This window comes from Bradyrhizobium sp. SZCCHNR1015, assembly GCF_032489875.1.
Lineage (GTDB): Bacteria > Pseudomonadota > Alphaproteobacteria > Rhizobiales > Xanthobacteraceae > Bradyrhizobium.
In genome coordinates this window covers 551,625-571,045 of sequence record NZ_JAUEYW010000002.1, presented here as the reverse complement: position 1 = coordinate 571,045, position 19,421 = coordinate 551,625, and the positions used below count along the sequence as shown (strand labels likewise).

General features: G+C 66.9%; 14 protein-coding genes. 1 reads left to right on the top strand and 13 read right to left on the bottom strand.

The genetic code is table 11. From position 1 onward, the window contains the following. Positions 1-122: 122 nt before the first annotated feature. The 10 genes from ligA to murC form a co-directional block, all read right to left on the bottom strand. On the bottom strand, positions 123-2,276 hold the full coding sequence (gene ligA, locus QX128_RS06290) for an NAD-dependent DNA ligase LigA (RefSeq protein WP_316236953.1): 2,154 nt from the start codon (positions 2,274-2,276) through the stop codon (positions 123-125). Between the two features lie 106 nt (positions 2,277-2,382). After that, a complete protein-coding gene (gene recN / locus QX128_RS06285; RefSeq protein WP_316236952.1) occupies positions 2,383-4,056 on the bottom strand; it encodes a DNA repair protein RecN in 1,674 nt (557 codons plus the stop codon). Between the two features lie 125 nt (positions 4,057-4,181). Beyond that, the gene (locus QX128_RS06280) at positions 4,182-5,072 is read right to left on the bottom strand and encodes an outer membrane protein assembly factor BamD (protein WP_315802124.1); all 891 of its coding nucleotides are present in this window, start codon (positions 5,070-5,072) and stop codon (positions 4,182-4,184) included. 393 nt (positions 5,073-5,465) lie between these two features. Beyond that, entirely contained in the window at positions 5,466-6,425 is a 960-nt protein-coding gene (lpxC, locus tag QX128_RS06275) for a UDP-3-O-acyl-N-acetylglucosamine deacetylase (RefSeq protein WP_315802123.1), read from the bottom strand. Positions 6,426-6,770: 345 nt separating this feature from the next. Further along, the gene (ftsZ, locus tag QX128_RS06270; protein WP_316236951.1) at positions 6,771-8,606 is read right to left on the bottom strand and encodes a cell division protein FtsZ; all 1,836 of its coding nucleotides are present in this window, start codon (positions 8,604-8,606) and stop codon (positions 6,771-6,773) included. A gap of 90 nt (positions 8,607-8,696) precedes the next feature. Then, complete coding sequence (gene ftsA / locus QX128_RS06265) at positions 8,697-10,016, bottom strand: cell division protein FtsA (protein ID WP_008964399.1); 1,320 nt, start codon at positions 10,014-10,016, stop codon at positions 8,697-8,699. Next, positions 10,013-11,059, bottom strand: a complete 1,047-nt coding sequence (locus tag QX128_RS06260; RefSeq protein WP_315802121.1) for a cell division protein FtsQ/DivIB — start codon at positions 11,057-11,059, stop codon at positions 10,013-10,015. Before QX128_RS06260 ends, ftsA begins: the two co-directional genes overlap by 4 nt. Before the next feature lie 297 nt (positions 11,060-11,356). Then, positions 11,357-12,358 carry a D-alanine--D-alanine ligase gene (locus QX128_RS06255; RefSeq protein WP_316236950.1) on the bottom strand — a complete coding sequence of 334 codons (1,002 nt, stop codon included), beginning with the start codon at positions 12,356-12,358 and terminating at the stop codon, positions 11,357-11,359. 70 nt (positions 12,359-12,428) lie between these two features. Continuing rightward, positions 12,429-13,352 carry a UDP-N-acetylmuramate dehydrogenase gene (gene murB / locus QX128_RS06250; RefSeq protein WP_316236949.1) on the bottom strand — a complete coding sequence of 308 codons (924 nt, stop codon included), beginning with the start codon at positions 13,350-13,352 and terminating at the stop codon, positions 12,429-12,431. A 214-nt stretch (positions 13,353-13,566) separates the two neighbouring features. Continuing rightward, the gene (gene murC / locus QX128_RS06245) at positions 13,567-14,970 is read right to left on the bottom strand and encodes a UDP-N-acetylmuramate--L-alanine ligase (protein WP_316236948.1); all 1,404 of its coding nucleotides are present in this window, start codon (positions 14,968-14,970) and stop codon (positions 13,567-13,569) included. A gap of 360 nt (positions 14,971-15,330) precedes the next feature. Between murC and QX128_RS06240 the strand changes: the two genes are divergently transcribed. Continuing rightward, positions 15,331-16,068 (top strand): carbonic anhydrase, encoded by a 738-nt coding sequence (locus tag QX128_RS06240; protein WP_316236976.1) that lies wholly within the window; start codon positions 15,331-15,333, stop codon positions 16,066-16,068. Positions 16,069-16,073: 5 nt separating this feature from the next. Here QX128_RS06240 and QX128_RS06235 read toward each other — a convergent pair whose 3' ends face one another. Genes QX128_RS06235 through ftsW form a run of 3 tightly spaced genes read right to left on the bottom strand, consistent with a single transcriptional unit; the run spans position 16,074 to position 19,260 of the window. Beyond that, entirely contained in the window at positions 16,074-16,931 is an 858-nt protein-coding gene (locus QX128_RS06235) for a hypothetical protein (RefSeq protein ID WP_316181718.1), read from the bottom strand. A 26-nt stretch (positions 16,932-16,957) separates the two neighbouring features. Further along, positions 16,958-18,061: an undecaprenyldiphospho-muramoylpentapeptide beta-N-acetylglucosaminyltransferase gene (murG, locus tag QX128_RS06230; RefSeq protein ID WP_316236947.1), complete on the bottom strand. Its 1,104-nt coding sequence runs from the start codon at positions 18,059-18,061 to the stop codon at positions 16,958-16,960. A 47-nt stretch (positions 18,062-18,108) separates the two neighbouring features. Continuing rightward, positions 18,109-19,260, bottom strand: a complete 1,152-nt coding sequence (ftsW, locus tag QX128_RS06225; protein WP_315802115.1) for a putative lipid II flippase FtsW — start codon at positions 19,258-19,260, stop codon at positions 18,109-18,111. Positions 19,261-19,421: the final 161 nt, after the last annotated feature.

The following is a 19,421-nucleotide window of genomic DNA, read 5'->3' as shown; positions in this document are numbered from 1 at the left end:
GTACGCCGGGACCTATCGTCTCTATCAGGACCGCCTCTGGAATACTGGATCATCCGCCTTCGCGGATGATGACAGTGGCGGGTGTCACACCCTGCGTCCACGGCACCCGCACAGCGACGCTGCTACTCCCCGATCAGTTGCAGCCACTCGTCCTCGGTCAGCACCTGCACGCCGTGCTTCTGTGCCTCTACTAACTTGCTCCGAGCGCTGGAACCTCCCCCTGAAACGACATAATCAGTTTTCGATGATACAGAACCCGACACTTTCGCACCGAGCCGCTCGGCCGTCGCCTTGGCCTCGTCGCGCGTCATCTTTTCCAGCGTGCCGGTGAACACCACCGTCTTGGTCGCGATCGGCGAATTGCGCTTCGGCTTCTCCGCGTCGAGGATCTTCACCTCTTTCGTCAGCCGCTCGACGATGCCGCGATTGTGGTCCTCGCCGAAATAGGCGGCGACGCTCTTGATCACGGTGTCGCCGATCTGGTCGAGCGCATCCATCTCCGCGATCGCCTCCTCGTCGCCGCTGGCGACCTTGAGACAGGCTTCGTGGAACGCATCCCATGAGCCGTAGCCGCGCGCGAGCGCCAGCGCCGTGGTCTCGCCGACATGGCGCATGCCAAGTGCGTAGATGAAGCGCTCCAGCGCGATCTCACGCCGGGCGTCGATGGCATTGAAGAGATTGCGCACCGAGGTCTCGCCATAGCCCTCGACCTCCTCGAGCTTCAGCCTGGCGTTGCGCGCGGCCAGCGTGAAGATGTCGGCGGGCTCCTTGACCCAGCCCTGGTCGAAGAAGAACTGGATCTGCTTCTCGCCGAGACCGTCGATATCGAAAGCGCGGCGCGAGGCGAACAGCTTGAGGTGCTCGATCTTCTGGAACGGACAGGCGAACTCGCCGGTGCAGCGGGCGCGCGAGCCCTCCTCGCCGGTCGCGATCTCCTCCCGCACGACGTCGGTATGCAGCGGGCACGGGCATTTCTTCGGGAAATGGAATTCCTTGGCGTGCTTCGGCCGCTTGTCGATGAGGACGTCGACCACCTGGGGGATGACGTCGCCGGCGCGCTGGATCACCACGGTGTCGCCGATCCGGATGTCGCGGCCTTCGCGCAACACTTCGCCCTTGTTGCCGATGCCCTTGATGTAGTCCTCATTGTGCAGCGTCACATTCTGCACGATGACGCCGCCGACGCCGACCGGCTCCAGCTTGCCGACCGGCGTGAACGAGCCGGTGCGGCCGACCTGGATCTCGATGTCCTTGAGCACGGTCATGGCGCGCTCGGCCGGAAACTTGTGGGCAATGCCCCAGCGCGGCGTGCGCGAGACGAAGCCGAGCCGCTCCTGCCAGTCGATGCGGTCGACCTTGTAGACGACGCCGTCGATGTCGTAGTCGAGCTCGGCGCGCTGCTCCTCGATGTGACGATGGAACGCGATCAGTTCCTCCACCGAGTGGCAGAGCCTCGTGAGCGGGTTGGTCGTGAAGCCGCAGCGTTCGAACCATTTGATCATGCCGCTTTGCGTCTCCGCCGGCATCGCGCTCATCTCGCCCCAGGCGTAGGCAAAGAAGCCCAGGGGACGCGAGGCGGTGATGGTCGGATCCTTTTGCCGCAGCGAGCCGGCGGCGGAGTTGCGCGGGTTGGCGAAGATGGTGTCGCCCGCTTCCTTCTGGCGCTCGTTGAGCGCGAGGAAGGCCTGCTTGGTCATGTAGACCTCGCCGCGGACCTCGCAGATGTCGGGCAGGTTGCGGCCGTGCAGCCTGTGCGGTACGTCCTTCAAGGTACGGATGTTGGCGGTGACGTCCTCACCCTCGGCGCCGTCACCGCGGGTCGCGGCGGTGACCAGCTCGCCGCCCTCGTAGCGCAGCGACATCGACAGCCCGTCGATCTTCGGCTCGGCGGAGAAATCGATGCGATCGTCGGCAAGCTTGAGAAAGCGCGCAATGCGGCCGACGAAGTCGCGCACGTCCTCCTCAGCGAAGGCGTTGTCGAGCGACAGCATCGGCACCGCGTGCCGCACTTTCTTGAACCGGCCGGAGGGCGCAGCGCCGACCTTCTGCGACGGCGACTCGCTGCTGACGAGCTCAGGGAAACGCTTTTCGATCGCATTGAAGCGGCGACGCAGCTCGTCGTAGGCGGCGTCCGAGATCTTCGGCGCGTCATCCTGATAATAGAGCCTGTCGTGGGTCTCGAGCTCCAGCGCCAGCCGCTTCCACTCCACCTTGGCCTGCGCCTTGGTGAGATCGGCAACGTCGACGGGCTGCTTCGGTTTTGCTGTCTTGGGCATGCGTATGATCTGCTCGTCATTGCGGGACGGCCCGGAGGCCGTCCCGAGACGACGGTGTACACAATGCGCGCGCCGGAGCCAAAGCGTTCGGCCGCTCCGTTTCCAGCTATGCCGCCGCAGCCTCCAGCAGCCGGTCGGCGGCGGCGCGGGCTTCGGCGGTGACCTCGGCGCCGGCCAGCATGCGGGCGATTTCCTCGCGGCGGTGCAGGGTGGCCAGCGTATTGACCCGGGTGACGACACGCTTGCCGCGATCGAGCGCATCCTTGGAGATCAGCAGATGCTGGTCCGCCCTGGCCGCGACCTGCGGCGCGTGGGTCACGGCCATCACCTGAACCCCGTGCGCGAGCCGCGCCAGCCGGGCGCCGATGGCGTCGGCGACCGCGCCGCCGACGCCGGTGTCGATCTCGTCGAACACCAAGGTCGGCGCCGAGCCGCGGTCGGACAGCACGACCTTGAGCGCCAGCAGGAACCGCGACAGCTCGCCGCCGGAGGCGACCTTCATCATCGGGCCCGGCCGCGTGCCCGGGTTGGTCTGAACCCAGAACTCGACACGGTCGATGCCTTCCGGCCCCGGCGCCTCGGCGTCGCTGTCGACCTGGGTCATGAACTTGGCCCGCTCGAGCTTGAGCGGGGCGAGCTCCGCATGGACGGCCCGGTTCAGCTTCTCGGCCGACTTGGTCCGCGCTGCCGACAGCTTGGCCGCCGCGGCGGCATAGCGCCCATCGGCTGCCGCCGCCGCTGCTTCCAGCTTCTTCAGCTGCTCGGCGCCGGCATCGATCAGGACGACGTCGGCGGCATATTTGGCAGCCAAGGCAGCCAGACCGTCCACCGGCGTCGAATATTTGCGCGCGGCCGCGCGCAGCGCGAACAACCGCTCCTCGATGCGCTCCAGCTCCAGCGGATCGAAATCGGTGGTCGCGAGTGCCACCGTCAGATGCTGATCGGCCTCCTCCAGGGCGTTGATCGCCGAATCGATCGCCTTGACCGCCGGCTCGACCAGCGCGGGCGAGCTGACCGCGCGGCGCTCCAACCGGCGGACCGCCGCGGCCAGCGCGGCGATCGGCGACTGGTTGCCGCTGACGGCATCCTGCGCGTCGCGCAGATCGCCCGCGATCTTCTCGCCCTGCATCATCGCCGTGCGGCGGGCGGCGAGCTGCGTCTCCTCGCCCTCCTTCGGCGCCAGCTTCTTCAGCTCGTCCGAAGCATGCCGCAGATAATCGGCCTCGCGGGCCGCGCGCTCCATGCTCGCCCGATGCTCGTCGAGCGCCGTGACCGCAGTCCGGCGCGCTGCCCACAGCGCTTCCACCGCGGCGACGTCCTTCTCCAGGCCGGCAAAGGCATCCAACAGCCGGCGGTGGGTGGCGGCGTCGACCAGCGCACGTTCGTCATGCTGGCCGTGGATCTCGACCAGGGTGGCGCCGATCGCCTTCAGCGTCTGCACGCTGACCGACTGGTCGTTAATGAAGGCGCGGGTGCGGCCATCGCCGAACTGGACGCGGCGCAGGATCATCTCGCCATCGGCATCCAGGCCGTTGGCAGCGAGGATCCGGGCGGCCGGATGATCCTTGCCGATCTCGAACACGGCCGTGACCTGCCCCTGGTCGGCGCCATGGCGCACCAGGCTCGCGTCGCCACGGCCGCCGAGAGCCAGAGCAAACGCATCGAGCAGGATCGACTTGCCGGCACCGGTCTCGCCGGTCAGCACCGCAAGTCCATTCGAGAATTCGAGATCGAGTCGTTCGATCAGGACGATGTCACGGATCGACAGTCGCGCCAGCATGGAACCGAAGTCCTTCGTAACGGGGCGGAACGCCCCTGAGCGAACGACTCGATGCTAGCAGCAAAAAGAGAACAAAACAAGAATATAGAACAAAGCCAGATCAGACGAGTGATCCGGCCGATCGCTCAGCCCAGGCCGAGCTTCTTGAAGGCGCGCGAGATGTAGGAGCCCTTGTTCTCCTCGGGCTCGACGCCGCCCGACTTCACGAGATTATAGGCGTCCTTGTACCACTTGCTGTCGGGGAAATTGTGCCCGAGCACGGCCGCCGCGGTCTGCGCTTCGCCGACGATACCGATCGTCATGTAGGCCTCGGTCAAGCGATACAGCGCTTCCTCGACGTGCCGCGTGGTCTGGTACTGCGTCACGACAGCCTTGAAGCGGTTGATGGCGGCGGTGTAGTCGCGCTTCTGCATGTAATAGCGGCCGACATCCATCTCCTTGCCGGCGAGCTGGTCGCGGGCGCCCTCCAGCTTGGCCTTGGCATTGGTGGCGTATTCGGATGTCGGATATTTACGCACCACCTCTTCGAGGGAGGCGATGGCCTTCTCGGTGCGGCCCTGGTCGCGGCTGATGTCCGGGATCTGGTCGTAATGCGAGGCGGCAATCAGGTACTGCGCATAGGCCGCGTCCGGGCTGCCCGGGTGCAGGGTCACGTAGCGGGTGGCGGCGCCGATGCAGCCGTCGTAGTCGCCGGCCTGATAGGAGGCGTAAGCCGACATCAGCAGCGATTTGCGGGCCCAGTCGGAATAAGGATGCTGGCGATCGACCTCCTCGAACTTCTTGGTCGCGCCTTTGACGTCCTTCTTCTCATTCATCAGGTACAAGCCCTCATTGTAGAGCTTGTCCGCGGGCTCATCGACGAAGGTGTCGTCCTTGGCCAGGAATTTGTCCCAGAGTCCGCCCGTTCCGCAGCCGCTCAGAGGCAGCGCCAGCAGGATCAGCGATGCGGCGAGCCTAAGCCGGCCGATGCTTGCTGCGGGATGACGGAGGTCGCGCGTGAGACGCTGTATCGACATGCTTCTTTGGAACCCGATGCCTGTGATCTGATCTACGCCGCGCACCATGAAGGTCGCTTCATGACCGCGAGGGAAGAGCCCCGCCGGTGGCACGCATCACGCGGCCCCGGCCTCTCTAGCCGAAAACACTTCATCAACCAACCGCATAGGAAGCCAATCCGCCCGGATTAAGGCAACACCGAGGCTGCCGCCACGCATCATGGTTACCGCTGAAGAAGCCGTTGGAAAACATCGAAATGCCAAGGGTCCAGCCGCTGAGAAGGACGCGGCCGGCAACAAACATTGACAAAAAAGCAGACGGAAAAATCTGAACCACGCCGAAAGCAAAGCTCCCGGCGATGTCGCGCGTTGCGTAGGTCAGCCGACGGAATCAGCCGATCGGGACGCCGCCGCTCAGGACACGTCCGGGCCGTAGGCCGGGGCGACCATGCCACCGACCATGCCGCCGACGACCTCCGCGGCCACGCGGGGACGACGCACGGTCTCGCCTTCGACGATCCGCCAAGCGGTGCGATCGGCCATCAGAGCAGTCAGCACCGCATGGTTGAGCTTGTGACCGCCACGGACCGAACGATAGGTTCCGAGCATCGGCAGGCCGGCCAGCGCCAGATCGCCGATCGCGTCCAGCACCTTGTGGCGGGCGCATTCGTCGGCGTAGCGCAGACCTTCGGGATTGAGCAGGCGGTCCTCGTCGAACACCAGCGTGTTGTCGAAGGAGGAACCGAGCGCGAAGCCGGCGCTCCACAGCCGCGACACGTCGCTCATGCAGCCGAAGGTGCGGGCGCGGGCGATCTCGCGGCGGAAGCGCTCGGGGCTGAGCTCGAAATGATAGGCTTGGCGGCCGATCACGGGGTTGGTGAAATCGATTTCAGCTTCGACCCGGAAGCCGGAGCTGTTCGGACGCAGTTCGCCCGTGGAGGCGCCCATGGTCACCTGGACCGGCTTGAGCACCTGAAGGTAGCGCCGCGGGGCCGACTGATTGACGATTCCGGCCTGGTCGATGGCAGCGACGAACGGCGCAGCGCTGCCGTCCATGATCGGAACCTCGGGGCCGTCGACCTCGATCAGGGCGTTGTCGACACCCATGCCGCGCAGCGCAGCGAGCACATGCTCGGCAGTGGACACCAGCGCACCGTGGCGGTCACCGAGCACCGTCGCCAACTCGGTGGCGATCACCGAGCCGAAGGACGCCTGGACCTCGCGGTCAGCGCCATCGAGGCCGGTGCGGAGGAACACGATTCCCGCGTCGATCGGCGCAGGCCCGATCGTCAGGCTGACAGGCGCACCAGAGTGGACGCCTACACCGGTGACGGTGGCTTGCGAACGAAGCGTTGTTTGCCGGCTGAATTTCATCGACGATCGCCCAAGACCCCGCCTGATCCCTTATCGGCCGCCCCTCGCGAACCGACTCAGTTTCAGGCATCCCCAAGTCACGGCAGAACTTAACGAGAGCCCCAAAGAGCGCCAACTCACGCTTCTTTACGGATTGTTACCCCATCTCTGCCGTATTCGCGCCAACCCTTAACCAAACTGGAACGTGGCCTTAACCCTCCTGGTTCCCGATCTAAACACCGAAAGAATAATTAATCATTTAAAATCAGTTAGTTGAACGGCGATCAACGAGCCCCGGACAGCCATGGAAAAGGCCCGGCTCTCGCGAGCCGGGCCTGTTCAGCACCATCAGGGCTGTAACAATTTTCAGGTGGCCTGCCGGCGCAGGAAGGCCGGGATATCCAAATGGTCGTCTCCCTGTGGCGCCGGGGACACAGGCGCGGGACGGCCATGGACGTCCAGACCCTGGGGTGCGGGACGGCGGGCATATTCCGAGACAGGCGATTCGTGGCTCGCAACCTGCTGAGCAACGTTCCGCGGCGGCTTCCGTTCCGGCAGCGGCGGCATCTGCGGCATGGCAGGACCCGCGGTCCGCACCGGCAGCGGCGGCTCGGCATCCTCGTCGCGGCGGCCGAGACCGACATTGGCGAGACGCTGCAGCAGCGACATCCGGGTCTTCTGCGGATGCTCATCGCCCTCGTCGCCGCGCGCCTGCCGGATCTCGGCCTGGGCCGGCATCGGCAGGTCCTCGAACTTCGGCATGCGCGGCGCGCGCGACGGAACCCGCTCCGCGGCCTGCGGGATGAACGTCTCCGGCGGGGCCGCCGGCTCGATCGGGGCCGCGCGCTGCGCCTCCGGTTCCGGGAACAGCGACGGCTTCTGCGCGATCGGGCGCACCGTCACATCGCCATAGGAGGCGGGCTGGACCGGCGCCGACGCGGGCGCGGGCTCGCTGGCCATTGCGGCGGCAACGGCGGCCAGCGTGTCGCGCTCGAGGTTGGGAGCCGGACGCGGCGCAGGCGCCATCGGCGCGGGCGCGGCGACGGCCGGAGCCTGCGACGCCTGCTGCTCGAGCTTGGCGGCGCGTTCAGCCAGGCGCTGATTGTCGGCGCGCAGGCGCGCAGTCAGATCGGCGAGGCGGCTTTCAGGGAGACCCGCGGCAGCGGTCGGGGCGGCGGCAATCGGAGCGACAGCCGCCGCCGGCTGTGCAGTCGTCGTGACGCCGCGGTTGAACTGCGCCTGCTCGATGCCGGTGGCGACCACCGAGACCCGGATCAGCCCGTCGAGCGATTCGTCGAAGGTGGCGCCGACGATGATGTTGGCGTCCTGGTCGACCTCCTCGCGGATGCGGGTCGCAGCTTCGTCGACCTCGAACAGCGTGAGATCCTTGCCGCCGGTGATCGAGATCAGCAGGCCACGCGCGCCCTTCATCGAGGAATCGTCGATCAGCGGGTTGGCGATGGCCGCTTCGGCGGCGGTCAGCGCGCGCTTGTCGCCGGAGGCTTCACCGGTGCCCATCATCGCCTTGCCCATCTCGCGCATGACGGCGCGGACGTCGGCGAAGTCGAGGTTGATCAGGCCTTCCTTCACCATCAGGTCGGTGATGCAGGCGACGCCGGAATACAGCACCTGGTCGGCCATCGCGAAGGCGTCGGCGAAGGTGGTCTTCTCGTTGGCGACCCGGAACAGGTTCTGGTTCGGGATGATCAGCAGCGTGTCGACGACCTTGTGCAGCTCGGAGATGCCGGACTCCGCGGTGCGCATGCGGCGCGCGCCTTCGAAGTGGAACGGCTTGGTGACGACGCCCACCGTGAGGATGTTCATCTCGCGCGCGGTCTTGGCAATGACCGGGGCTGCACCGGTGCCGGTTCCGCCACCCATGCCGGCGGTCACGAACACCATGTTGGCGCCCGAGAGATGATCGCGGATCTCGTCGATCACCTCCTGCGCGGCGGCAGCTCCAACGTCCGGCTGCGAGCCGGCGCCGAGGCCCTGGGTCACCTGCGTGCCCATCTGAATGATGCGCTGCGCCTTGGACATGGTCAGCGCCTGCGCGTCGGTATTGGCGACGACGAAGTCGACCCCCTGCAGGCCGGCCGTGATCATGTTGTTGACGGCATTGCCGCCCGCGCCGCCGACACCGAACACGGTGATCCGGGGCTTCAGCTCGTGGATATCAGGAGGTGTAATAGTGAGTGCCATGATTGCCTCTCGATCACGCGCGGGTGGGTTCGCCCCGGCCGCCGGCCGCGGTTGGTGTTGTTGAAAATCGCATGGGGTGGAAACCGGTCATCAGAAGCCCTCGCGTAGCCATCGTCCGACCTTTCCGAAGTAGCCGTCGGTTCCTGTCCCGACCTGCCGCGTATGCCGCGGTTCGACGTGTTCGAGGTGCGCGTATTGCGGATAGACCAGCAGCCCCGTCGGCACCGCGAAGGCGGCGTTCTTGGCCTCGTTGGGAAGACGGCCGAAGCCGAGCGGGCGGCCGACACGCACCGGGCGGTCGAGGATCCGGGTCGCAAGCTCGACCAGCCCCGTCAGCTGAGAGGCGCCTCCGCTGAGGACGACGCGCGCCTTGGGTTCTGCCGCAAAGGGCGAATCCTTCAGCCGGTCGCGGACCATTTCAAAAATCTCCTCTGCGCGGTGCCTGACGATGTTCGCGATGGTGGCGCGGGACACGATCTGCGGAACATCCCGCTCGTTGTCACCGGCCGTCGGAACAGACATCAACTCACGCGCGTCGGACCCGCCAGTCAGCACCGTGCCATATAACGTCTTGATTCGCTCGGCATCTGCAATGCACGCTGATAGTCCGCGCGCAAGATCCATGGTCACGTGATGCCCGCCGAGCGCAAAACCGGAGGCATGGACGAAACGGCCGCCGGAATAGATCGCGATCGTCGTGGTGCCCGCCCCCATCTCGACCACGGCGGCGCCGAGATCGGCCTCGTCGTCGGTCAGCACCGACAACCCGGCAACATACGGGCTTGCCGCCATCGCCTCGACGTTGAGGTGGCAACGCTCGACCACGAGCATCAGGTTCTTGGCCACGGTGGCGTCGGTCGTGACGACATTCATGTCGACGCCGAACTGCCGCGCCAGCATGCCGCGGGGATCGCGGATGCCCTTTACGCCGTCGAGCGTGTAGCCGACGGGCAAGGCATGCAGCACCGCGCGCCCGTCGCCGGTGGCGTGGTGCATGCCGGTCGAGGTGACGCGACTGACATCGGCCTGGGTGACGGCGCCGCCGCGAATGTCCGAGGTGGCCTCGATCAGGTGGCCCATGACGCGGCCGCCCGCGACCGGCAGCAGCACGGATTCGACCCGCACCTTCGCCATGCGCTCGGCCAGCGCGACCGCCTGCCGCACCGCCTGCTCGCATTCGACGGGATCGACGACGGCGCCGGCCTTGACGCCGCGCGACTGGATCTGGCTGTAGCCGATCAGCTCGACGGCGTGGGTGCGGCCGCGCAGCGCGTCGCTCGGCGGCGCCGGCTTCAGCCGCGCGATCATGCAGGCGATCTTGCTGGTGCCGACGTCGAGCGAGGCCACGAGCGCGGTGCGCTTCTGGCCCATCGGGCGCGTCTTCGGAGTCTGGCGATCGAAGCCGGTCATGCGTCACCGGCCTTCTTCTTGGACTTCTTGTCCTTGAACAGCTCGTCGCGCGCCTTGCCCGCATCCTCGGAGAGCTGCACCGTCAGCCGGTCCGGCAGCCGCAGGTCGATGGCGACGATGTCGCGCGAGAACAGCTTGTCGTCCTGATCGAGCTGGGTCAGGGTCGCGAGCGCGTTGCCGACATCATGTTCGGGCAGGCGAATGTCGAGGCCGTCCTTGGTCCGCAGGTTCCAGCGCCGCTCACCAACGAACACGGCGGCCTTGGTGACCGCGCGCACCTGCGGGTAGCGGGCGAGCAGCGCCAGGAAATCGCGCGCGCGGCTCTCGGCTCCCTTGCCGACCACGAGCGGCAGCGTCAGGAAGCGGCGCGAGACATATTGCTCGAGCACGGCGCCGTCCTCGGCGATGACCGAGAGGCGACCGTCCTGCTGCCAGAGCGCGAACGCCTTGCGCTCGACGACGTCGATCTGCAGCTGGTTCGGAAAGAACTTCTGCACCGTGGCGTCGGCGATCCAGGGGTTGGCTTTGAGCCTGTCACGCACTGCGGCGGCATCCAGGAACAGCAACGAGGAGCGGCCGGTAACGCCGCCGACCGCGAGGATCTCGTCCTGGGTAAGCTGCTTCCGGCCGTTGATCGCAACAGCCGTGATGCGGAACCCGGCCGCATTGGCGAGCGCGTTGCGGGTGTCGGACAACGCCACGCTGACGTCCTGCGCATGGCCGCCCTTGACGATGCCGAGCCAGACACTGCCGAACAAGAGGACCACCGTCGCCACGGTGCCGAGCCGGCGCGGCAGATAGCGCTCGACGAGTTCGACCACGCGCGGCGGCGCCTCGCGCTCGACCATCGGCGCGAGCGCGGCCTGCGCCGGCGCAAGGTCTCGTCGGATGGATCGCCTGCCTTGCTTCGTGCCTCGCGCAAAGCGGACACGCGGAAGGCGGGCCGAGACATACTCGCGCAGCAGGATTGCCGCGCCAAGGGCAGCGGCTTTCAGGTCAGCTTGAGGCCTCTGCGATCGAGCGAGGCGTCCTGCACCATCCATTGCACGAGCTCATCAACTGTTGCGCCCGCAGATACTCGCGGACCCACGCCCACGGTCCCGGCCGACCGGATCCCTTCCGACCATCGCGACGCGGTTCGTCACGACGGCCCGACCTGGCAGCCGAGCACCACTGAGGCGCCAGCGTTAACCTTCGGACGTCCTGGTAAACAAAAAGTAAAATCGGTCCGAGGAGACGAATTTTTTCTCCGATTTATGAGGACCTTGCCCGGAATTCTTAAGCATTTTACGGGTTACAGGAACCACCGGGGGACGCCGGGCCGGGTTCCTCCGGTGCGTCTATCGCACGCCGGATCCGTGTGTACGCCTCTCGGCCAGGGCGATCTGCTGATTGAGGAAATCGACAAAGGCGATGCCCTGGGCCGCCAGAGCCTTCGGGTAGAGCGAGGCGGCCGTCAGGCCCGGCAGGGTATTGGTCTCCAGATAAACCGGACCGTTGGCCGCGACGATGAAGTCGGTGCGCGAGTAGCCGCCGCAGGACAGCGCGCGATGCGCCTTGATCGCCTCAGCCTGGAGCGCCGCAGTGATCTCCGGACTGAAGCGGCCCGGACAGATTTCCTTCGTCGCCGCCGCGAGGTACTTCGCGAAATAGTCGAAGGCGCCATCGGCGGGGAGGATCTCGATCGGCGGCAGCGCGATCAGCGAGCCGTCGGCCTGCTCGAGCACGCCGCAGGTCGCCTCGGTCCCGGTGACGAACGGCTCGATCAGATATTCCTCGGTCGCGGCCGCTGCCTTGACGGCGACGAGGTCCTGGCTGGCGTTGACGAAGATCAGGCCGAAGCTCGAGCCGTCCTTCACGGGCTTCGCGATCAGCCGGCCGTAGCGCGCGAGCGCGGCCTCGGCATCATCCAGCGCGACACCCTCGGCCGCCGTGACACCGCCGAGCACGGCGAAGCGTTTGGCGGCAACCTTGTCGAAGGCGAGGTGCGAGGCCGCCGAGCTCGAGCCAGTGAACGGCACGCCACGAAGCTCGCACATCAGTTGAAGCTCGCCATTCTCCGCCCGGCCGCCATGCAGGCCGAGCACCAGGACCCGATCTTCGGCCCCGGCGCGATCGATCGCCTCGCTGAGCGTGCCGATCCTGGCGCCATCGGCGGTGAACGGCTCCTCGAACGGCTTGGCATGCGCGGCCAGCGCTTGGCCGCTGGCCTGATGCACGGTGTCATCGACGTCCCAGAACCACAGCTCAGCCTCGGGCAACGCGGCGTGCAGGGCTTTCGCGCTCGCGACCGAGACGAGGCGCTCCTTGTTGGAGCCGCCGAACAAAATCGTGGTGCGCATCAATGTCTTCTCGATTGATCTCACAATCGCGGTCGCGATTGCGCTGACGTCACGTGAGCAGGCGGCTCGATCAGCTCGCCTTGATTCCAATCCGCTTGATCTCCCACTGCAGCTCGATCCCCGAGCCCGCCTTGACCCGCTCGCGGACGGTCTCGCCGAGCGTCTCGATGTCGTCGGCGGTGGCGTTGCCGAGGTTGATCAGGAAGTTGCAGTGCATTTCCGAGACCTGGGCGCCGCCGACCCTGAGTCCACGACAGCCGGCGGCATCGACCAGCTTCCAGGCGGAATGTCCCGGCGGATTCTTGAAGGTCGAGCCGCCCGTCTTCTCGCGGATCGGCTGCGCCGTCTCGCGATGCGCCTGCACCTCCGCCATGCGCGCCCGGATCGCCTCCGGCGCCGAGGGCGTGCCGCGGAAGCGCGCGGCCGTGAAGATCAGCGCCGGATCGACGCCGCTCGCGCGATAGGTGAACTTCATCTCGGCATTGTTGAAGCGGTGCGTCTCGCCGTTTCGGTCGACAGCGATCGCTTCAATGAGAATGTCTTTGGTCTCGCCGCCATTGGCGCCGGCATTCATCCGCAGCGCCCCGCCGATGGTGCCGGGAATGCCGAACAGGAATTCCAGGCCCGCGAGGTTGGCCGACGCGGCGACCTCCGCGACGCGCTTGTCGAGCGCGGCGGTGCCGGCCGTGACGATGTCGCCTTCCGCCTTGACCTCGCCGAACGCGCGCGGCGCCAGCCGGATCACGACACCGGGGACGCCACCATCACGCACGATCAGGTTGGAGCCGACGCCGATGACATAGAGCGGGATATCCGTTGGGAGGTGCTTCAGGAAATAGGCGAGGTCGTCGGCATCCGCCGGCGTGAACAGCACCTGCGCCGGTCCGCCGACACGAAACCAGGTCAGCGGCGCGAGACTCTCATTGGCGAGCAGCCGCCCACGCAGCTCCGGCATGGCCGTTTTGAGATCGGGGGTGATGTCGGGAAAGGTCATGCGGCGGCCTGCCTCGTTTGGGCCGACGTCGTTGCGACGTAGCACGCTCCGTTCCCTCCCCCCTTGTGGGGGAGGGCTAGGGAGGGGGGTACCACGCACTCCGGAGTCTGCGGCTCACCCCCCTCCCTGCCCCTCCCCCACAAGGGGGGAGGGAACGGAGAGGCTACGTCGAGTGGCCTGACTTTCTCGGTGAACGGCTGGTTCAACACCGCCCTCACCCCAGTGCCTTCAACTCGCCGGGCAGCGCGTAGGCCCATTGCGTGATGTTGCCGGCGCCGAGGCACACGACGAGGTCACCGGGCTTGGCGAGGTCCTTGACGATAGGAGCGAGATCGGCGGCCTTCGGCAGCGGCACCACGTCGCGATGGCCGTGGGCGCGCAGGCCCAGAACGAAGTGGTCGCGATCGATGCCCTCGATCGGCGCCTCGCCGGCCGGATAGACGTCGGCCACGACGACCGCATCGGCGTCGTTGAAGCAGGTGCAGAACTCTTCGAACAGCGATTGCAGCCGGGTGTAGCGATGCGGCTGCACCACGGCGACGACCTTGCCGTTGGTCGATTCGCGCGCCGCCTTCAGCACGGCGGCGATCTCGACGGGGTGATGCCCGTAGTCGTCGATCACGGTGACGCCGTTCCACTCGCCGGTGCGGGTGAAGCGGCGCTTGACGCCGCCGAAGCCGGCAATCGCCTTGCGGATGGCCTCGTCGGACAAACCGAGCTCGCGCGCGACCGCAATGGCCGCCGTTGCGTTCGAGGCATTGTGCCGGCCTGGCATCGGCAGCGCGATGTCGGCAATCTCGTGCGTCTCACCGCTCTTGCGGTCGCGGAACACGACCTTGAACGACGAGCCGCCGCCCATCGGCGCGAGGTCGACGAGCCGGACATCGGCCTGCGGGTTCACGCCATAGGTGATGATGCGGCGGTCCTCGATCTTGCCGACCAGCGCCTGCACCACCGGATGATCGATGCACATCACCGCGAAGCCGTAGAACGGCACGTTCTCGACGAAGGCGCGGAACGCGTCCTGCACGGCCTCGAAGGTCTTGAAGTGATCGAGATGCTCGGGATCGACATTGGTGACGATGGCGACATCCGCCGGCAGCTTCAGGAAGGTGCCATCGCTCTCGTCGGCCTCGACCACCATCCATTCGCCGGCGCCGAGCCGCGCATTGGTGCCGTAGGCATTGATGATGCCGCCATTGATGACGGTCGGATCGAGGCCGCCGGCATCGAGCAGCGCCGCGACCATCGATGTCGTCGTGGTCTTGCCATGGGTGCCGGCGATCGCGACGCAGCTCTTCAGCCGCATCAGCTCGGCCAGCATCTCGGCACGGCGCACGACCGGGATGCGCTGGGCGCGCGCGGCCATCAGCTCCGGATTGTCGCGCTTGATCGCGGTCGAGACCACCACGACGTCGGCGCCCGCGACATTCTCGGCCTTGTGCCCGACGCTGACGGTGATGCCCTTCTCGCGCAGCCGCGCGACATTGGCGTTGTCGGAGGCGTCGGAGCCCTGCACCGTGTAGCCGAGATTGCACAGCACCTCGGCGATGCCGCTCATGCCGATGCCGCCGATCCCGACGAAGTGGATGGGTCCGATCTCGCGCGGCAGTCTCATGGGGCGTCTCGTCTCAAGGGTTCCGGGCGTCCCCACCGGAGGGAGCGGCCGCGAATCATCAGCCCTTCTTGCAAGACATGGCCGACCTGGACAAGTCCGCCCGGGCAGTAAGAAGTGCCAAATTCGCAGGCGTTCGCCCGGTTTTAGCCGATTTTGGCAGCCCGGCCGGCGGCGATCGGCCAGGAGTTCCCGCTCGGTCCCTCCCTTCACGAATTATTAAGCGCGATCACATGCCGCCCCCTCCCAACGGGATACCTGCAATTTTTGCGCGCTCACTGCGTCAGTTCGCGTGGCATGAGTAGCCGTGCGGCCGGCGTGCCGGGCACGCATATTTCAATCTTTGATGGAGAACCCTCGCCGATGTGCTCGCAGTGTGAAACGCACCCTCCCGTATTGTCCCGCCGCCGGCTGCTCGGCGGCGGCGCAGTGCTGGCTGCCGCGGCGGTCGGCGCACTTCCGGCGTTTGCCAAGGAAGCCAAGCAGGCGAACGACAGCGCAATGCCGCCCAACGCCATCTCTCCGGATAACGCGATGAAACGCATCGTCGATGGCAATGCGCGCTACGTCGCCGGTAATCTCGACAACAAGGATTTTTCGGCCGGCCGGGCGGCGCGCGCCGCGGCCCAATACCCGATCGCCGCGATCGTGAGCTGCGCAGATTCCCGGGTCGCGCCCGAGCTGGTGTTCGATCAGGCGCCCGGTGAGCTGTTCGTGGTCCGCGTCGCCGGCAATTTCGTCAATGACGACGGCCTCGCCAGCCTCGAATACGGCGTCAAGTTCCTCGGCACGCCTCTCGTGCTGGTGCTCGGTCACAGCGGCTGCGGCGCCATCGATGCGACGATCAAGGTGCTCAAGGACGGCACCAAACTGCCAGGCCACCTGCCCGCATTGATCAATGCGCTCAAACCCGGCGTCGAGGCAGCGATCGCGAAGAAGCCGCAGGATCTGCTGGCCGAAGCCACCGCGGAGAACGTCCGCAACAATGTCCGGCGCCTCTCGACTGCCAAGCCGATCGTCGGCCGCATGGTCGCCGAGGGCAAGGTGAAGATCGTGGGCGGCATCTATGACATCGGCACCGGCCGGGTCACGATGATCTGACGCCCTCAAGCCGGCCGCAGCACGCGATCCGCACGTGCGGCTGCGGCCGCGAGCCAGCACACCTGGTGGCAGAACCAGGCTTCCACGGAAGCCACGAAACCCGGCGTCAGCGTCAGATGCCGGCGCCCGTCGCCGAAGCGCAGCAGACCACGGCCCTCCATGGTCGCCAGCAGATTGCGGATATGGGAGCGCGAGACGCCGAGCGAGGTCGCAAGCTCCGCCGTCGAAATCGCGATGGCCTCGCGCCCAACCGCGGACCGGGCGACGAGCGTCAGGGCCAGATGGATGCCGCTGTCGTGCTCGTCGGTCCAGGCGAGATCGGGAAAGCCCGTCAGCGGCCGGTTGTCGCGGCAGAGCCAGCCCGCACATTGCCGGATCGTCTCCGCAAATAACGCGGCGTCGTCCTGCAGACGAAGGCTCAGTCCATCGGACTGCGTCAACCGCGCGTGGCAATCCAGGTGCATGGCAAGCCAGCCTCGCAGTCCCTCGAGGATGACGGGGCCAGGCACCAGATAGCGGATACGAGCGTCCTCGGGATCTCGCTCGACGGTCACCAGCGACAGACCGCGCAACACCGCGACGAACGCCGCCGTCTGCCGCGGACCCGGCAGCCGCATCTGCAGACGCGTCAGTGTCGGCCGCTCGACCGGCTTGCGCGCCGACATATGCATCATCACGATATGCGCAGCGATTTCCGTCGGAGCGCGCTGACCGAACAGCTTGATCATCAGGCGCTGGCCGCGCAGCGGCGCAATCAGCCGGTCGCAGAATTCCACGAGCACAGGCACGAAGGACGGATGCCGCCGCAAGCGCATCGGACGATCGTCGGGCAGGATGCCGCCATCGTCGGAGCTCCGGTTCATCTTGGGATCACCGTGCGCTCGCGCGACTAGAGCGCCGCCGTCCTGATCACGAGATCGGCCAGACGTTCCGCGGCATCGAGCCGGCCGGCCGCGCGCGCGGCCTGCGCCATGGCGGCGAGGCGCGCGGGCTCGGCGGCGAGCGCCGAGATCTCGGAGGCCAGCCTGTCGGAGGTGAATTCGGTCTGCACGATCCGGATCGCGGCGCTCGCGTCCGACAGCACGCCGGCATTGGCGAACTGGTCCTGGTCGATGGCGCCGGGCAGCGGCACCAGGATCGAGGGCCGGCCGATCGCGGCGAGCTCGGCCACGGTACCGGCGCCTGAGCGCGAGATCACGAGATGATTGGCGGCGAGCCGCGCCGGCAGGTCGGTGAAGAACGGCTGCAGCTCGGCGTTGATCTTCAGCCGGTCGTAGACCGCGCGCACCCGCGCCATGTCCTCCTGGCGCACCTGCTGGGTCAGCATCAGCCGGCCCCAGAGCGCCGGCTCCAGCCGCTCGATCGCGCCGGGCACGATGTCGCTCATGATGCGCGCGCCCTGGCTGCCGCCGATCACGAGCAGCCGCAGCGGCCCGGCGGTCTCCGGCGGGACATAGGGCACGCCCGCGGCTTCGAGGATGGCAGGTCGCATCGGGGTGCCGACCGTGGTCGTCTTGGCCGACAGCGCGGGATCGCGGTCGAGCACACCCGGCAACGAGGTCGCGATCGCCTTCACATGCGCGGACAGGAAGCGGTTGGCGCGGCCGAGCACGGCATTGGCGTCGTGGATCAGGCTGGGCACGCCGGCGAGGCGTGCCGCCAGCAGCGGCGGCACGGTCGGATAGCCGCCGAAGCCGATCACGGCCGCGGGCTTGAGCCGCCGCATCAGGTTGAAGGCCGCGATGGTGCCGGTGCCGAGCAGCAGCGCGGTCCGCGCGAGTGCGACCGGCGAGCGGCTGCGCACCGTCTCGCTCGGCACCACGTCGATCATGTCCTTGGTGAACAGGCCACTGTAGCGCAGCGCGCGCGCATCGGTGACGAGACGGACGCGATAGCCGCGCCTGATCAGCTCGACGCCGAGCGCTTCAGCAGGAAACAGATGGCCGCCGGTGCCGCCGGCCGCGAGCAGAATGAGAGGCGCGGTTGAGGTCATGCGGGCTTGTTTACAGGCAATGTGTCGTCATTGCGAGCAAGGCGACCTCAAGCGTAATTGCGCACCGCGCCGGCTGCGTCGCCTGCCTCGACCTCCATCCGCGGCCGCTGCCGGGTCAGCGCCAGCATCATGCCGACGCCATAGGCGAGCGACACGATCGAGGAACCGCCGTAGGAGATGAAGGGCAAGGTCATGCCCTTGGCCGGGATCAGCTGCAGGTTGACGGAGATGTTGATGGCCGCCTGGATGCCGAACAGGATCGCGAGGCCCGACGCTGCGAAGCGCGCGAAGCTGTCCTCGGTCGCATAGGCGCGCGACAGCGTGCGGATCACGATGAACGCAAACAGCGCGACCAGCGCCAGGCACAGGATGATGCCGAACTCCTCGGCGGCGACCGCGAACACGAAATCGGTGTGACTGTCCGGCAGGCTGCGCTTGGCGATGCCCTCGCCCGGCCCAAGGCCGAACCAGCCGCCATTCGAGAACGCCTCCATCGCGGTGTCGACCTGGAAGGTGTCGCCCGAGGCCGGGTTCATGAAGCGCTTGATGCGGCCGGCGACGTGCGGGACCAGGAGATAGGCCCCGAACAGGCCGGCGGCGGCGGCGCCCGCGAGACCCGCGACCCAGATCATGCGCATGCCGGCGATGAAGAACAGCGAGCCCCAGACCATCAGGATCAGCATGGTCTGTCCGAAATCCGGCTCCATCACCAACAGCGACACCAGCATCAGCAGCAGCACCAGCGCCATGGTGGTCGCCGGCATGTCGGGTCGCCGCGCGGATTCCGAGAACAACCAGGCGGAAACGACGACGAAGGCCGGCTTCGCCGCCTCGGACGCCTGGATGTTGACGCCGATCAGCGTGATCCAGCGCCGCGAGCCCTTCACCTCCGGGCCGATCGCGAGCGTCAGCACGATCAGCACGATGGCGATCGTGAACACCACCAGCGCGCTGCGCCGAATCTGGCGCGGCGACAGGAAGGAGACGCCGATCAGAACGATGAAGGACGGCAGCAGGAACAGGACGTGGCGATTGAAGAAGTGGAACGGATCGAGCCCGATCCGGGTCGCCACCGGCGGGCTGGCCGCGAGCGACAGGATCACCCCGCACAGCATCAGCGCGAGGATGGAGCCGAGCAGCGGCTTGTCGACCGTCCACCACCAGTCGGACAGCGGATTGCGTTCTTCACGGGAGAGCATCGGGCGTCCACCTGAGCCGAGACATCGGCCCATTGGCGCTCAGGATGGTTATCGAAGGGTTAAGGGCCTCTCAACTGTCGTCCCGGACAAGCCGTGGCGCGCGCCAGCGCGTCGCGGCGCCGATCCGGGACCCATACGCCGTAGCCGTCGTGATGGGCAAA

What these genes read in the sequence shown, in the direction of transcription:
- recN (WP_316236952.1), bottom strand. Translation starts at nt 4,056, where the DNA reads ATGCTGGCGCGACTGTCGATCCGTGACATCGTCCTGATCGAACGACTC.
- murB (WP_316236949.1), bottom strand. Translation starts at nt 13,352, where the DNA reads ATGACCTTTCCCGACATCACCCCCGATCTCAAAACGGCCATGCCGGAG.
- QX128_RS06255 (WP_316236950.1), bottom strand. Translation starts at nt 12,358, where the DNA reads ATGCGCACCACGATTTTGTTCGGCGGCTCCAACAAGGAGCGCCTCGTC.
- ligA (WP_316236953.1), bottom strand. Translation starts at nt 2,276, where the DNA reads ATGCCCAAGACAGCAAAACCGAAGCAGCCCGTCGACGTTGCCGATCTC.
- murC (WP_316236948.1), bottom strand. Translation starts at nt 14,970, where the DNA reads ATGAGACTGCCGCGCGAGATCGGACCCATCCACTTCGTCGGGATCGGC.
- QX128_RS06240 (WP_316236976.1), top strand. Translation starts at nt 15,331, where the DNA reads ATGTGCTCGCAGTGTGAAACGCACCCTCCCGTATTGTCCCGCCGCCGG.
- lpxC (WP_315802123.1), bottom strand. Translation starts at nt 6,425, where the DNA reads ATGAAATTCAGCCGGCAAACAACGCTTCGTTCGCAAGCCACCGTCACC.
- ftsA (WP_008964399.1), bottom strand. Translation starts at nt 10,016, where the DNA reads ATGACCGGCTTCGATCGCCAGACTCCGAAGACGCGCCCGATGGGCCAG.
- QX128_RS06260 (WP_315802121.1), bottom strand. Translation starts at nt 11,059, where the DNA reads ATGGATGGTGCAGGACGCCTCGCTCGATCGCAGAGGCCTCAAGCTGAC.
- ftsW (WP_315802115.1), bottom strand. Translation starts at nt 19,260, where the DNA reads ATGCTCTCCCGTGAAGAACGCAATCCGCTGTCCGACTGGTGGTGGACG.
- QX128_RS06280 (WP_315802124.1), bottom strand. Translation starts at nt 5,072, where the DNA reads ATGTCGATACAGCGTCTCACGCGCGACCTCCGTCATCCCGCAGCAAGC.
- murG (WP_316236947.1), bottom strand. Translation starts at nt 18,061, where the DNA reads ATGACCTCAACCGCGCCTCTCATTCTGCTCGCGGCCGGCGGCACCGGC.
- ftsZ (WP_316236951.1), bottom strand. Translation starts at nt 8,606, where the DNA reads ATGGCACTCACTATTACACCTCCTGATATCCACGAGCTGAAGCCCCGG.
- QX128_RS06235 (WP_316181718.1), bottom strand. Translation starts at nt 16,931, where the DNA reads ATGAACCGGAGCTCCGACGATGGCGGCATCCTGCCCGACGATCGTCCG.